Origin of the sequence: Pseudomonas putida (assembly GCF_025905425.1) — a bacterium.
Classification (GTDB): Bacteria; Pseudomonadota; Gammaproteobacteria; order Pseudomonadales; family Pseudomonadaceae; genus Aquipseudomonas; species Aquipseudomonas putida_AF.
Genome location: NZ_CP109603.1, coordinates 5,960,451 through 5,973,644, shown reverse-complemented (window position 1 = coordinate 5,973,644; position 13,194 = coordinate 5,960,451). Strand labels below are relative to the sequence as shown.

The 13,194-nt window shown below is 63.3% G+C and carries 15 protein-coding genes; 8 read left to right on the top strand and 7 right to left on the bottom strand.

From position 1 onward, the window contains the following. Nucleotides 1–4: 4 nt before the first annotated feature. The 4 genes from rlmH to OGV19_RS26875 are packed head-to-tail and all read right to left on the bottom strand — an operon-like array spanning nucleotide 5 to nucleotide 2,878. A complete protein-coding gene (gene rlmH / locus OGV19_RS26890; RefSeq protein ID WP_023382530.1) occupies nucleotides 5–472 on the bottom strand; it encodes a 23S rRNA (pseudouridine(1915)-N(3))-methyltransferase RlmH in 468 nt (155 codons plus the stop codon). 10 nt (nucleotides 473–482) lie between these two features. Next, nucleotides 483–902 carry a ribosome silencing factor gene (gene rsfS / locus OGV19_RS26885; RefSeq protein ID WP_264311434.1) on the bottom strand — a complete coding sequence of 140 codons (420 nt, stop codon included), beginning with the start codon at nucleotides 900–902 and terminating at the stop codon, nucleotides 483–485. Between the two features lie 43 nt (nucleotides 903–945). Continuing rightward, on the bottom strand, nucleotides 946–1,605 hold the full coding sequence (gene nadD / locus OGV19_RS26880) for a nicotinate-nucleotide adenylyltransferase (protein ID WP_264311433.1): 660 nt from the start codon (nucleotides 1,603–1,605) through the stop codon (nucleotides 946–948). A gap of 1 nt (nucleotide 1,606) precedes the next feature. After that, nucleotides 1,607–2,878: a glutamate-5-semialdehyde dehydrogenase gene (locus OGV19_RS26875; protein WP_264311432.1), complete on the bottom strand. Its 1,272-nt coding sequence runs from the start codon at nucleotides 2,876–2,878 to the stop codon at nucleotides 1,607–1,609. 295 nt (nucleotides 2,879–3,173) lie between these two features. On the opposite strand from OGV19_RS26875, the gene OGV19_RS26870 reads away from it, so the two are divergent. Beyond that, the gene (locus OGV19_RS26870) at nucleotides 3,174–3,842 is read left to right on the top strand and encodes a DNA-3-methyladenine glycosylase (protein WP_264311431.1); all 669 of its coding nucleotides are present in this window, start codon (nucleotides 3,174–3,176) and stop codon (nucleotides 3,840–3,842) included. A 3-nt stretch (nucleotides 3,843–3,845) separates the two neighbouring features. Further along, complete coding sequence (locus OGV19_RS26865) at nucleotides 3,846–5,162, top strand: bifunctional DedA family/phosphatase PAP2 family protein (protein ID WP_264311430.1); 1,317 nt, start codon at nucleotides 3,846–3,848, stop codon at nucleotides 5,160–5,162. A gap of 117 nt (nucleotides 5,163–5,279) precedes the next feature. Here OGV19_RS26865 and OGV19_RS26860 read toward each other — a convergent pair whose 3' ends face one another. From OGV19_RS26860 to OGV19_RS26850, 3 genes are read right to left on the bottom strand one after another with little or no spacing between them, the layout of a single operon-like run. Then, entirely contained in the window at nucleotides 5,280–5,870 is a 591-nt protein-coding gene (locus OGV19_RS26860; protein ID WP_264311429.1) for an LON peptidase substrate-binding domain-containing protein, read from the bottom strand. Between the two features lie 9 nt (nucleotides 5,871–5,879). Further along, nucleotides 5,880–6,596 (bottom strand): LrgB family protein, encoded by a 717-nt coding sequence (locus tag OGV19_RS26855; RefSeq protein ID WP_264311428.1) that lies wholly within the window; start codon nucleotides 6,594–6,596, stop codon nucleotides 5,880–5,882. After that, nucleotides 6,593–6,955 carry a CidA/LrgA family protein gene (locus OGV19_RS26850; RefSeq protein WP_264311427.1) on the bottom strand — a complete coding sequence of 121 codons (363 nt, stop codon included), beginning with the start codon at nucleotides 6,953–6,955 and terminating at the stop codon, nucleotides 6,593–6,595. Before OGV19_RS26850 ends, OGV19_RS26855 begins: the two co-directional genes overlap by 4 nt. Nucleotides 6,956–7,099: 144 nt before the next feature. On the opposite strand from OGV19_RS26850, the gene OGV19_RS26845 reads away from it, so the two are divergent. The 6 genes from OGV19_RS26845 (at nucleotide 7,100) to purH (ending at nucleotide 13,157) form a co-directional block, all read left to right on the top strand. Next, nucleotides 7,100–7,555 carry a MaoC family dehydratase gene (locus tag OGV19_RS26845; protein ID WP_264311426.1) on the top strand — a complete coding sequence of 152 codons (456 nt, stop codon included), beginning with the start codon at nucleotides 7,100–7,102 and terminating at the stop codon, nucleotides 7,553–7,555. Nucleotides 7,556–7,689: 134 nt separating this feature from the next. Continuing rightward, nucleotides 7,690–8,568, top strand: coding sequence for a 50S ribosomal protein L11 methyltransferase (gene prmA / locus OGV19_RS26840; RefSeq protein ID WP_264311425.1), 879 nt, complete (start codon nucleotides 7,690–7,692; stop codon nucleotides 8,566–8,568). Nucleotides 8,569–8,608: 40 nt separating this feature from the next. Beyond that, nucleotides 8,609–9,964 carry a DUF3426 domain-containing protein gene (locus OGV19_RS26835; protein ID WP_264311424.1) on the top strand — a complete coding sequence of 452 codons (1,356 nt, stop codon included), beginning with the start codon at nucleotides 8,609–8,611 and terminating at the stop codon, nucleotides 9,962–9,964. A gap of 174 nt (nucleotides 9,965–10,138) precedes the next feature. After that, nucleotides 10,139–11,152 (top strand): tRNA dihydrouridine synthase DusB, encoded by a 1,014-nt coding sequence (gene dusB / locus OGV19_RS26830; RefSeq protein WP_264311423.1) that lies wholly within the window; start codon nucleotides 10,139–10,141, stop codon nucleotides 11,150–11,152. Then, complete coding sequence (fis, locus tag OGV19_RS26825; RefSeq protein WP_012274390.1) at nucleotides 11,149–11,469, top strand: DNA-binding transcriptional regulator Fis; 321 nt, start codon at nucleotides 11,149–11,151, stop codon at nucleotides 11,467–11,469. Before dusB ends, fis begins: the two co-directional genes overlap by 4 nt. 80 nt (nucleotides 11,470–11,549) lie before the next feature. Further along, entirely contained in the window at nucleotides 11,550–13,157 is a 1,608-nt protein-coding gene (gene purH / locus OGV19_RS26820; protein WP_264311422.1) for a bifunctional phosphoribosylaminoimidazolecarboxamide formyltransferase/IMP cyclohydrolase, read from the top strand. The last annotated feature ends 37 nt before the right edge of the window (nucleotides 13,158–13,194 follow it).

Sequence of the window (13,194 nt, the reverse complement as noted above, 5' to 3'; positions counted from 1 at the left end):
AGGCTCATTTGTGGTAAGGGTGCCCGGACAACACGGTCCAGGCGCGATAGATCTGCTCGCCGATGAGTATCCTTACCAACGGGTGCGGCAACGTCAGCGGCGACAACGACCAGCGTTGCTCGGCGCGTGCGCAGACCTCAGGTGCCAGCCCTTCCGGGCCGCCCACCATCAAATTCACCGTGCGCGCATCCAGGCGCCAGCGGTCCAGCTCGGTCGCCAGTTGCTCGGTACTCCAGGGCTTGCCATGGACCTCGAGGGTGACGATGCGTTCCCCAGGCTGAACCTTGCTCAGCATGGCTTCGCCCTCCTGACGGATCAGGCGAGCGACGTCGGCATTCTTGCCACGGGTGTTCAGCGGGATTTCCACCAGCTCAAGCGACAGCTCAGGGGGCAGGCGCTTGGCATATTCATGCCAACCGTCCTCGACCCACTTGGGCATGCGCGAGCCGACCGCGATCAGGCGCAGACGCACAGCGCTTTCCTTATTCGCGGTCTTTGAGCTTTTCGGAGTACTCGTGGACGTGCTCCGGGCTGTGGTGCTTGCCATCAGCGGCACGGCTTTGCTCGGCGCCCTGCCACAGGCGTTCCAGGTCGTAGAACTGGCGGGCAGCGGCGGTCATCATGTGCACGATGACGTCGTTCAGGTCCAGCAACACCCAGTCGCTGTCGCCCTTGCCTTCTTCACCCAGCGGCTGGGCGCCTTTGGCCTTGACTGCTTCACGGACCTTTTCGGCCATCGCGTTGATCTGGCGGTTGGAGGTACCGGTGGCAATGATCATGTAGTCGGTCAGGCTGTGCTTTTCGCGCACGTCGATGACCTGGATGTCCTGGGCCTTGACGTCTTCCAGCGCTGCCTTGGTCACTGCGACCAGTTCGTCGCCGTAAATTTTCTGCTTGGTCATATAAAACTCGTTCAACTCGTTGGATGAGGCGCCAGAGGCACCGTCAGTTAGGCGCACGATAGAGTTCGTGCGCCTCGATATAGGCCAGTACGGCGTCCGGCACCAGGAACCTCACCGATTTGCCGCTGGCCAGCAGCTGTCGGATCTGTGTAGCCGACACCGCAAGCGGCGTCTGCCAGACGAACGAAATATTTCCCGCCGGGCCGGACATGGCGGTGGGATCGCTCTCGGAGCGCGCAGCCAGCAGGTTGCGCAGCTCGTCAGGGGGTTCAACGTCGGCATCCGGGCGTTGCAGCACCAGGATGTGACAGTATTGCAGCAGCTCTTCCCAGCGATGCCAGCCGGGCAACCCACAAAAGGCATCCCAGCCCAGCACCAGGAACAACTGGTCGTTCGTGCCCAGTTCGGCGCGGATCGACTCCAGGGTGTCGATGGTGTACGACGGCTTGTCGCGGGCAAGCTCGCGGGCGTCCACACTCAGGCGCTCGGCACCCTGCACGGCGCTGCGCACCATCGCCAGGCGATCCTGCGCAGCCACTTGCGGCGTGTCGCGGTGTGGCGGCCGGGCGTTGGGCAGCAGGCGCAACTCGTCCAACGCCATGAACTCGGCCACTTCCAGCGCGCTGCGCAGGTGGCCGATGTGCACGGGGTCGAAGGTACCGCCTAGAATGCCGATGCGCCGGACTGCCTGGGCCTTGCTCAACTCAGCAGGACTCCTGGCCGCGCAGTTGGCCGTCGCCGATCACCACGTACTTCTCGCAGGTCAGCCCTTCCAGGCCGACCGGGCCACGGGCATGCAGCTTGTCGGTGGAAATACCGATCTCCGCCCCCAGGCCGTATTCGAAACCGTCGGCGAAGCAGGTCGGGGTATTGAGCATCACCGATGCCGAGTCGACCTCGGCCATGAACTGGCGGGCCTGCCCCTGGTGTTCGGTGATGATCGAATCGGTGTGGTGCGAGCCATAATGATTGATGTGCTCGATGGCCTGGTCCAGGTCATCGACTACACGAATCGACAGGATCGCATCCAGGTATTCAGTGTGCCAATCGTCTTCGCTGGCCGGCTTAGCATCGATGATTGCGCACGTGCGCTCGCAGCCACGCAGCTCGACGCCCTTTTCCAGGAAGCGACGGGCCATTTCCGGCAGAAAACGTTCGGCCACGCGCTGGTCGACCAGCAGGGTTTCCATGGCGCCACAGATGCCGTAGCGGTAGGTCTTGGCGTTGAAGGCGACGCGCCAGGCCTTGTCCAGGTCGGCATGTTCGCTGACGTAGACGTGGCAGATGCCGTCCAGGTGTTTGATCACCGGTACTCGCGCATCGCGGCTGATACGCTCGATCAGGCCACGGCCTCCGCGCGGTACGATGACATCGACGAACTCCGGCATGCTGATCAGCGCGCCCACAGCTTCGCGGTCGGTGGTCTCGACCACCTGCACCACTGCCGCTGGCAGGCCGGCCTCAGCCAGGCCACGCTGGATGCAGGTGGCGATGGCACGGTTGGAGTGAATCGCCTCGGAACCACCCCGCAGGATGGTCGCATTGCCGCTTTTCAGGCACAGGCTGGCCGCATCGATGGTCACGTTCGGGCGCGATTCGTAGATGATCCCGATCACCCCCAGCGGTGCGCGCATCTTGCCAACCTGAATACCCGATGGACGGTAGCTCATGTCGCGGATGGCACCGACCGGGTCGGGCAGGCCGGCCACCTGGCGCAGGCCGGTGATCATGCCGTCGATACGCGCCGGGGTCAGCGCCAGGCGGTCGAGCAGCGCAGGCTCCAGGCCGTTGGCACGGCCCGCGGCGAGGTCCAGCTCGTTGGCGGCGGCCAGCTCGGCACGCGCGGCGTCCAGGGCGTCGGCGGCCGCTTGCAAGGCGCGGTTTTTCTGCGCAGTACTGGCACGGCCGATCACCCGGGAAGCCTGGCGGGCAGCGCGACCCAAACGGGTCATATAGTCAAGAACGGACTCAGTCATGGGTTCGGTGTCTTGGCGAAGGGGAAATCGGCTGATTATAACTGCCGCGCAGGTGTACGCCCAGCGGCGGGTGGCGGATGGTAGAAAATGGCCGAAGCCAATGTGTGGGAAAGATGTAACCGGGGTTATCGAAATTTCTATCTCCTGTTGTCGCCCATTCGCGGGCAAGCCCGCTCCCACAGGGTTTTTGCGAGCATCTGTGGGAGCGGGCTTGCCCGCGAATGGGCGACAGGTTCAGCCTCGATTAAGCCATTCATTGCTATCATCCCCGCCTCCTCAGCCGCGAACTGCCCGCATGTCAGCCCTGCCCGACAGCTTTTTCGACCGTGACGCCCAAACCCTGGCCAAAGCGCTGCTGGGCAAGGTCATTCGCCATCGCCAGGGCGACCTGTGGCTGGCCGCGCGCATCATCGAGACCGAGGCCTACTACCTGACCGAAAAAGGCAGCCACGCTTCGCTCGGCTACACCGAAAAACGCAAGGCGCTGTTCCTTGATGGCGGCCACATCTACATGTACTACGCCCGCGGTGGCGATTCGTTGAATTTCAGTGCCCAAGGCCCAGGCAATGCAGTGCTGATCAAATCCGCCTACCCTTGGCAGGATGCCATCTCGAACGCCAACAGCCTGGCGCAGATGCAGTTGAACAACCCGGATGCCAGCGGCAACCTGCGCCCGGCAGAGCGCCTGTGTGCGGGCCAAACCCTGCTGTGCCGGGCATTGGGCCTGAAAGTGCCCCACTGGGACGCCCAGCGGTTCGACCCTGAGCGCCTTTACGTCGAAGACTGCGGCATCGCCGTGCCTCGGGTAGTCCAGGCTGCCCGCCTGGGTATCCCCCATGGCCGCGACGAGCACCTGCCTTATCGCTTCGTCGACGCCGAATACGCCCGCTTCTGTACGCGGAACCCGATACGTCGCGGCCAAGTCGAAGGTCGGGACTTCTTCATACACGAACAAGGAAGCTGAAACATGGGCCAATGGCTCGACAGCCTGACCGGCTGGCTAAGCGCAAACCCTCAGTGGCTTGGCCTGGCGATTTTCCTGGTGGCCTGCATCGAGTGCCTGGCCATTGCCGGCATCATTGTGCCCGGCACGGTGTTGCTGTTCGCGGTCGCCGTGCTGGCCGGCAGCGGCACCTTCAGCCTGGGCGAGACACTGCTGCTGGGCTTTCTCGGCGGTTTGCTGGGTGACGCCGTGTCATACACGATCGGCAAGTACTTCCACCAAAACATCCGCCGCCTGCCACTGCTGCGCCACCACCCGGAATGGATCGGCAGCGCCGAAACCTACTTCCAGCGCTACGGCATCGCCAGCCTGCTGGTCGGGCGTTTCATAGGGCCGCTACGGCCCATGCTGCCGATGGTCGCTGGCATGTTCGACATGCCGCTGCCGCGCTTCATTGCCGTGAGCCTGGTGGCAGGCGCCGGCTGGTCCGTTGCCTACCTGCTGCCCGGCTGGGCCACCGGCGCGGCCATGCGCCTGCCGTTACCCGAAGGCTTCTGGCTGGATGCCGGCATCATTGCGGGCACTTTGGCGGTGCTCATCGGCCTGAGCCTGAGCAGCAGCCTGCGCGACCAACGCCACGGCACGCGACTGATCGCCGGTTTGAGCTTCGCGGCCCTGGCCGGTGTGTTCCTGGGCTGGCCCTACCTGCACGAATTCGATCAGGGCGTGATGACACTGGTGCAGGAGCATCGCAGCCAGGTCATCGACGGCGCCGTCGTGCTGGTGACGCGCCTGGGTGATTTTCGCACCCAATTTTTCCTCGGTGGGCTGCTGACCGGCCTGTTGCTGCTCGCCCGGCAATGGCGACATGCCCTGTTTGCGGGCGGCGCATTGATGGGGACGGCGCTTGCCAACGGCACGCTCAAATGGCTGTTCGCCCGCGCACGGCCTGAGGTGCTGACCGACCCACTGACGAGTTACAGCATGCCCAGCGGCCACAGCTCGGCGTCGTTTGCGTTCTTTCTGGTGATGGCGGTGCTAGCGGGACGAGGTCAGCCGCCACGGATGCGACTGACCTGGGTGTTGCTGGGGTGCATTCCCGCCCTGGCGATTGCCTTGTCGCGGGTTTACCTGGGGGCGCACTGGCCGACCGATATTCTGGCCGGCGCCCTGCTGGCGTGCTGCGTCTGTGCGCTGAGCTTGACCTTGACGCAGTACCGGCAGCCGCTTAGAGCACTGCCGCTGCGGGTGTGGTGGCTAGTGTTGCCGGCGTGTATCGCGCTGCTCGCGTTCTTTGCCATGCATGCGTTGCCACAGGCTTTGGAGCGGTATCAGTATTGAGGGTGGCTGTTGCGGCCTCTTCGCGGGGCAAGCCCGCTCCCACAGGTGGTGCATTGCAGGCTGCCTGTGGCTGCGGGCTTGCCCCGCGAAGAGGCCGGTACAGGCCACACTGATCAATCAGGCAAACAACTCACCCTGAATCCGCTCCAGCAGCCTCTGAATCTCTTCCAGCCGCAACTGCGGCGAGTCGATGGTCAGCAGATCCAGCTTGTCCTCTTCCATGAACGGCAGCAGATACGCCAGCTGATTGGCCAACGCTTGCCGCCCCTCCACCGGTCGCGGCATGTCCAGCGCCTCGACCATCGGATGCTCGCCCAAGGCAACCAGCAACGCCAGCAGGTCATCGTCCGCCTCGCCCAGCGGGCTGTCCGCAAGCTCCGGCAGCCACTGCACCTGCCCGACCAGCAACTGGTCCTTCTGCACTTCGGTCTGTTCCAGGTTGAAACGCCGCACACCTTCGACGCGGATACCCAGCAGGCCGTTATCCTGCTGCACGAAATCGCGGATCATCGCTTCGCAGCCGATCGACGCGACCACCGGTGGCGCCTTGCCGACCTGCTCACCTTCAAGAATGCACACCACACCAAAGCCCCCGCCCTGCTTCATGCAGCGGCCAATCATGTCCAGGTAGCGCGCCTCAAAAATCTGCAGATCGAGAAAACAACCGGGAAACAGCACAGTATTGAGGGGAAACAGCGGTAGCGTCATCACAACTCCTCAAGCCACCAGGCTGACCGCAAGCGGCAGGAACACCGCCGTGGCCACCCCCATCAGGCTCATCGCCAGCGCGGCGAACGCGCCGCATTCGTCACTTTCCTGCAAGGCTACCGAAGTGCCCACCGCATGCGCGGTGACACCCAACGACATGCCGCGCGCTTCAGGGCTGTGCACACCAAGCCGGGTCAACAGCGCCGGGCCGAAGATCGCGCCGATCACCCCGGTGATCAGCACGAACACAGCAGCCAGCGCTGCCACGCCGCCAATCTGCTCCGCCACCAGCATGGCAATCGGTGAAGTCACCGACTTGGGCGCCATGGTCATCAGGATCATGTGTTCGGCACCGAACCACCAGCCCAGCAGCAGGCAGCAGACGGTGGCGAACAGGCCTCCGACTACCAGCGTAGTAAAGGTTGGCCAGAACAGCTGACGAATGCGCCGCAGGTTGAGATAGAGCGGTACGGCCAGGGCCACGGTAGCAGGCCCCAGCAGCGTGTTCATGATCTCGGTGGTTTTGCGGTACTCGCGGTAGTCGATGCCACACACAAGCAGCACGCCAATCACCAGCAGCATTGAGACCAGCACCGGCTGCAGGAAGATCCAGCGGGTCTTTTCGTAGGCAGCGAGCACCACCTGATAAGCCCCGAGGGTAATCCCGATGCCGAACAAGGGGTGGTGGATGACCGCGTCGAGCGCACCTTGCCAATCGAGCATCATGGCTGCTCCCCGCGCTTGCCCTGGCGGTGGATCAGCTTCTGCATCAGCACGCCAACGAATACCAAGGTCAGCAGGCACGAAATAAACAGCGCACCGGCAATCGCCCAGAAGTCGGCGGCGATATCCTTGGCGTACACCATCACCCCCACCGCCGGCGGCACCAGTAACAGCGGCAGGTAGCGCAACAGGCTGCTGGCGGCTTCATTGAGCGGCTTGCCGACTTCGCCCCTGAGCATCAGGAACGCCAGCAGCAGCAACAGACCAATGATCGGCCCCGGCAGAAACGGCACAAACAGGTGATTGATCGCCGTACCCAGCAGCTGGAACAGCACCAGCCAGGTCAAACCACGCAACAGCATAAGCATCTCCCTCGGGCATGGCGGCCATTATAAGCACGCCACGGCTATAAGCCGATATTCGCCGAAAAAGGCTCAACTTGACTGAAAGGGTTCGCCGTGCTGATCTTGTACTTTCGTACCAACTGACAACCCTGGAGAGTCGCGATGCCTTATGTACCGGTTACAGAGCTTTCGCAGTACGTTGGCAAGGAACTGGGACGTTCCGCCTGGCTGACCATCGACCAGCAGCGCATCAACCTGTTTGCCGAGGCCACGGGTGATTTTCAGTTCATTCACGTCGACCCTGAAAAGGCCGCCAAAACACCCTTCGGCGGCACCATTGCCCATGGCTTTCTGACCTTGTCGCTGATCCCCACGCTGATGAACGACATCCTCATACTGCCGCAAGGGCTGAAGATGGTCGTGAACTACGGACTGGACAGTGTGCGCTTCATTCAACCGGTCAAGGTGAACAGCCAGGTTCGGCTGAAGGTCGACCTTGCCGAGGTGCTGGAGAAAAAGCCCGGGCAATGGCTGCTCAAGGCTATCGCCACGCTGGAGATCGAAGGGGAAGAAAAGCCTGCCTATATAGCAGAGTCCCTTTCGCTCTGTTTTGTCTGAACGATTGTCGGGGCGCTGCGCGCCCCATTCGCGACTTGCCCCCGATACAATCCACAAACACCCCACACTCGCGTAAACTGCCAGCCTTCGCGCAGCCTCGGGCTGCCCCTGTCGATTTACCAAAGGTGCCCGCCATGCCCTGGCTGCAAGTACGCCTGGCCATCAGCCCGGAACAAGCCGAAACCTACGAAGACGCCCTGCTCGAAGTCGGCGCGGTCTCGGTCACGTTCGTGGACGCAGAAGATCAGCCGATCTTCGAACCCGACCTCAACACCACACCATTGTGGTCGCACACCCACTTGCTGGCCCTGTTCGAGGCCGATGCCGAACCTGAGCAGGTGTTCGCCCACGTCCGCCTGCTGACCGGCACCGAGCTGCCCGAGCACCAGGCCGAAGTGATCGAGGACCAGGACTGGGAACGCAGCTGGATGGACAACTTCCAGCCCATGCGCTTCGGCCGCCGCCTGTGGATCGTGCCAAGCTGGCACGAAGCCCCGGAAAAGGACGCGGTAAACTTGCTGCTCGACCCCGGCCTTGCGTTTGGCACCGGCACCCATCCGACCACTGCCCTGTGCCTGGAATGGCTCGACGGCCAGCAACTCGAAGGCACCCAGGTGCTCGACTTCGGCTGCGGCTCGGGGATTCTGGCCATCGCGGCATTGCTGCTGGGCGCGCGCGAAGCGGTCGGTACCGACATCGACGTGCAGGCCATTGAAGCCTCGCGCGACAATGCCCAGCGCAACGGTATCGCCGATCAGAAGCTGGCGTTGTACCTGCCCGAGCACATGCCAGCCATGCAGGCCGACGTACTGGTTGCCAACATCCTTGCCGGCCCGCTGGTCGCGCTGGCGCCACAGCTGTCCGGCCTGGTTCGCCCTGGTGGCCTGCTGGCTCTGTCGGGCATCCTTGCCGAACAAGGCGAGGACGTGGCTGCTGCCTACGCCGCCGACTTCGAGCTGGACCCGATCGCCGTGCGCGACGGTTGGGTGCGCATCAGTGGTCGCCGTCGTTAAGCGCGCCTAGAATAACCTCTGTATAACCCCGGATCGCCGCATGACCGACAGTTTCGTCACCCAGTGCCCGCATTGCCAGACCAGCTTTCGCGTCACCCATCACCAGTTGAGTGTGGCGCGCGGCGTGGTGCGTTGCGGCCATTGCCTGCAGGTGTTCAACGCCGCCAAGCAGCTGCTGGAGCAGAACCGTCCCGGCGCTGGCGAAGCGCCCGTGGCACCGCCAGCACCGGCAGCGCCTGCCGAGACGGTCGCCGAGCCTGCGGTCACGCCCGATCCGCCCGTCAGCGAACGCCCACTGGCCATCGAGGAAGACTGGGCCCTCACCGCCCAGGCCCTGGATGAACTGGACCTGGACCAGGAACTGGCCCGCCTCGAACAGCGCGGCGACCCTGCCGAGTCTCGCCCGGCCCGTGCCGACAACGGCTTGCAGGCCCGCCGCGACGAGCATCAGCCGGACGCGCATGCCGACAAGCTGTTCGGCAACGCCACCGACGACCGCTTCGAGCCACAACAGGCGCCGGCCCCTGCACCGGTCCTGCTGGAACAGGAACCTCTGGACCTGGAGCCGGCCCCGGGTGATCGCACCGAGCCGACCCTGGGCGGCCACCTGGACCTGGACATCGACGATGAGCCGCCCGTGCGCCGGGGCATCGAGGCCGACGAGCACCATGCGTTCGTCAGCGAGCACTTCGCCACCAGCGATGATGCAGCCCCGGAAAAGGGCCTCAACGCCCGCGACGACGACGAACTGGACCTGCACCTGTCAGCCCGTGACGACGACCCGGTCGAGCCGCTGCCCGGCGAACGCCTGGAGCCAGGCTTGTCCGGCAAACCCGAGCGCACGCCGCGCAAGGAACCGCTGGTCGATGTGGTCGACGACCCGCTGCAACTGGGCTGGGAAAAGCCCCAGGCCAACTGGGGCAAGCGCTTGCTGTGGGGGCTGCTGACGCTGCTGGCAGCAGGCCTTCTGGCCTTCCAGTACATCTGGTTCCACTTCGACGAAATGGCCCGTCAGGACCAGTACCGGCCGATCTTCCAGCAATTGTGCCCGGTGTTCGGCTGCCAAGTGCCGACCCGCGTCGACATTGCACGCATCAAGAGCAGCAACCTGGTGGTGCGCAGCCATCCTGACTTCAAGGGTGCGCTGATCGTCGACGCAATCATCTACAACCGCGCCCCGTTCGCCCAGCCGTTCCCGCTGCTGGAGCTACGGTTCGCCGACCTCAATGGCCAGTTGATCGCCAGCCGACGCTTCAAGCCCAGCGAGTACCTCTCCGGCGAATTGGCCGGGCGTGGCGAGATGCCCAGCCAGACCCCGATCCACATCGCCCTGGACATCCTCGATCCGGGCCCCAAGGCTGTGAACTACAGCCTCAGCTTCCGCTCGCCGGAGTAATCAGCTGATCCTGGGGGCACTCCGCGCCCCCAGGTTCGCCTACCCGTACCAAAAGTCATAAGCCGGCAACTGTTCAGATTTTATCCAAATCCATCTTTATCCGGTCACCGAGAGCGGGTATCATGCCCACCCTTTTTCGAACTCCAAGATTCGGCCCCACAACAGGGATCACCTATGTCGGCGGTACGCATCGGCCCATACACACTGCGAAACAACCTGATCCTCGCCCCCATGGCCGGGGTCACGGACCAGCCTTTCCGAACACTTTGCAAGCGCCTTGGCGCAGGCATGGTGGTGTCGGAGATGGTGTCCAGCGACATGAGCCTGTGGAACAGCCGCAAGTCGAGCCTGCGCCGCATCCACGAAGGCGATCCCGAGCCACGCTCGGTACAGATCGCCGGTGGTGACGCGCAAATGATGGCGGCGGCGGCAAAGGCCAACGTCGAAGCGGGTGCCCAGATCATCGACATCAACATGGGCTGCCCGGCAAAAAAAGTCTGCAACAAAGCTGCAGGCTCTGCTTTATTGAAAGATGAAGCCTTGGTCAGCGAGATTCTCCACGCCGTGGTAAGCGCCGTGGACGTCCCGGTGACGCTGAAGATCCGCACAGGGTGGGATCGGGCGAACAAGAACGGCCTGAATGTGGCGAAGATCGCTGAGCAGGCCGGCATCCAGGCGCTGGCGGTGCATGGCCGCACACGCGCCGACCTGTACACCGGCGAGGCCGAATACGACACCATCGCTGCCATCAAGCAGTCGGTGTCTATCCCGGTATTTGCCAACGGCGATATCACTTCGCCAGAAAAGGCCCGGGCGGTACTGGACGCCACCGGGGTCGATGGCCTGTTGATCGGCCGCGCCGCCCAGGGGCGGCCATGGATCTTTCGCGAGATCGAGCATTACCTGCGGACCGGCGAACAGTTGCCGGCCCCGCAGCTGGACGAAGTGGAACGCATCCTGCTAGAGCACCTGGCCGCGCTGCATGCCTTCTATGGCGATGTGATGGGCGTACGTATCGCCCGCAAGCACGTTGGCTGGTACCTGGTGACACGACCCGGCGGCAAGGAGTTTCGCTCCCGGTTCAATGCTTTGGAAGACACACAAGCGCAGTGCGCCAACGTTCGCGCGTTTTTCAGTGAACGTCGACAGAGCCTTGAGACAGAGGACGGACAAGGGGTGGCCGCATGACGATGATGACCGAGACATTTGTGAGTGGAACAACGCCCGTGAGCGACAACGCCAACCTGAAACAGCACCTCAACACGCCGAGCGAAGAGGGCCAGACCCTTCGCGACAGCGTCGAGAAGGCGCTGCACAACTACTTCGCCCACCTGGAAGGCGCGACCGTCACGGACGTGTACAACCTGGTGCTCTCCGAAGTCGAGGCGCCCCTGCTTGAAAGCGTGATGAACTACGTGAAGGGCAACCAGACCAAGGCCAGCGAGATGCTCGGGCTCAACCGAGGCACCCTGCGCAAGAAGCTCAAGCAGTACGACTTGCTGTAAGCCAGAATCCCAATCAGAAAAGGCGGCTCCCTGAACAGAGGCGCCTTTTTTGCTGACTCCACCGCGTTATGGAATCCGAAATGACCGACCAGACTACCCGCCTGCCAGTCCGCCGCGCCCTGATCAGCGTCTCCGACAAGACCGGTATCCTCGAATTCGCCCGTGAGCTGCAGCAGCTCGGTGTCGAGATCCTGTCCACTGGCGGCACCTACAAGCTGCTCAAGGATAACGGCGTGAACGCGGTGGAAGTGGCCGACTACACCGGCTTCGCCGAAATGATGGATGGCCGGGTCAAGACCCTGCACCCGAAAATCCACGGCGGCATTCTGGGCCGTCGCGGCATCGACGACGCCATCATGAACGAGCACGGCATCAAGCCGATCGACCTGGTCGCCGTCAACCTGTACCCCTTCGAAGCCACCATCTCCAAGCCAGGCTGCGACCTGCCGACCGCCATCGAGAACATCGACATCGGTGGCCCGACCATGGTCCGCTCGGCCGCCAAGAACCACAAAGACGTTGCCATCGTGGTCAACGCCAGCGACTACGCCAACGTCCTCGACGGCCTGAAAGCCGGTGGCCTGACCTACGCCCAGCGCTTCGACCTGATGCTCAAGGCCTTCGAGCACACGGCCGCCTATGACGGCATGATCGCCAACTACATGGGCACCATCGACCAAGCCAAGGACACCCTGAGCACAGAAGCGCGCAGCGAGTTCCCGCGCACCTTCAACAGCCAGTTCGTCAAAGCCCAGGAAATGCGCTACGGCGAGAACCCGCACCAGAGCGCGGCGTTCTATGTCGAAGCCAAGAAGGGTGAAGCCAGCATCTCCACCGCCATCCAGCTGCAAGGCAAAGAGTTGTCGTTCAACAACGTGGCCGACACCGACGCCGCGCTGGAGTGCGTGAAGAGCTTCGTCAAACCTGCCTGCGTCATCGTCAAGCACGCCAACCCGTGCGGCGTGGCCGTGGTACCGGAAGACGAAGGCGGCATCCGCAAGGCCTACGACCTGGCCTACGCCACCGACACCGAGTCGGCCTTTGGCGGCATCATTGCCTTCAACCGCGAGCTCGACGGCGAAACCGCCAAGGCCATCGTCGAGCGCCAGTTCGTCGAAGTGATCATCGCCCCGAAAATCTCCCAGGCCGCCCGCGACGTGGTTGCCGCCAAGCAGAACGTACGTCTGCTGGAGTGCGGCGAATGGCCCGCTGAGCGTACTGCTGGCTGGGACTTCAAGCGTGTCAACGGTGGTTTGCTGGTACAGAGCCGCGATAACGGCATGATCACTGCCGATGACCTGAAAATCGTTACCAAGCGTGCGCCGACCGAGCAAGAGATCCACGACCTGGTGTTCGCCTGGAAAGTGGCCAAGTTCGTCAAGTCCAACGCCATCGTCTACGCCAAGCAGCGCCAGACCATCGGCGTCGGCGCCGGCCAGATGAGCCGCGTCAACTCCGCGCGCATTGCTGCAATCAAGGCCGAGCATGCTGGCCTGCAGGTACAAGGCGCGGTCATGGCGTCGGATGCGTTCTTCCCGTTCCGTGACGGCATCGACAATGCGGCTAAAGTGGGTATCAGCGCCGTGATCCAGCCAGGTGGTTCGATGCGTGATGCCGAAGTCATCGCCGCAGCCGACGAAGCCGGCATCGCGATGGTGTTCACCGGTATGCGCCACTTCCGCCACTAATTACATGGATCCCGGGGCTGGCAACGGCCCTGTGGGA

Coding starts and splice junctions, on each gene's coding strand:
- rsfS (WP_264311434.1), bottom strand. CDS start 902: ATGACCAAGCAGAAAATTTACGGCGACGAACTGGTCGCAGTGACCAAG.
- OGV19_RS26875 (WP_264311432.1), bottom strand. CDS start 2,878: ATGACTGAGTCCGTTCTTGACTATATGACCCGTTTGGGTCGCGCTGCC.
- OGV19_RS26870 (WP_264311431.1), top strand. CDS start 3,174: ATGTCAGCCCTGCCCGACAGCTTTTTCGACCGTGACGCCCAAACCCTG.
- OGV19_RS26865 (WP_264311430.1), top strand. CDS start 3,846: ATGGGCCAATGGCTCGACAGCCTGACCGGCTGGCTAAGCGCAAACCCT.
- OGV19_RS26860 (WP_264311429.1), bottom strand. CDS start 5,870: ATGACGCTACCGCTGTTTCCCCTCAATACTGTGCTGTTTCCCGGTTGT.
- OGV19_RS26855 (WP_264311428.1), bottom strand. CDS start 6,596: ATGATGCTCGATTGGCAAGGTGCGCTCGACGCGGTCATCCACCACCCC.
- OGV19_RS26850 (WP_264311427.1), bottom strand. CDS start 6,955: ATGCTGTTGCGTGGTTTGACCTGGCTGGTGCTGTTCCAGCTGCTGGGT.
- OGV19_RS26845 (WP_264311426.1), top strand. CDS start 7,100: ATGCCTTATGTACCGGTTACAGAGCTTTCGCAGTACGTTGGCAAGGAA.
- prmA (WP_264311425.1), top strand. CDS start 7,690: ATGCCCTGGCTGCAAGTACGCCTGGCCATCAGCCCGGAACAAGCCGAA.
- OGV19_RS26835 (WP_264311424.1), top strand. CDS start 8,609: ATGACCGACAGTTTCGTCACCCAGTGCCCGCATTGCCAGACCAGCTTT.
- dusB (WP_264311423.1), top strand. CDS start 10,139: ATGTCGGCGGTACGCATCGGCCCATACACACTGCGAAACAACCTGATC.
- fis (WP_012274390.1), top strand. CDS start 11,149: ATGACGATGATGACCGAGACATTTGTGAGTGGAACAACGCCCGTGAGC.
- purH (WP_264311422.1), top strand. CDS start 11,550: ATGACCGACCAGACTACCCGCCTGCCAGTCCGCCGCGCCCTGATCAGC.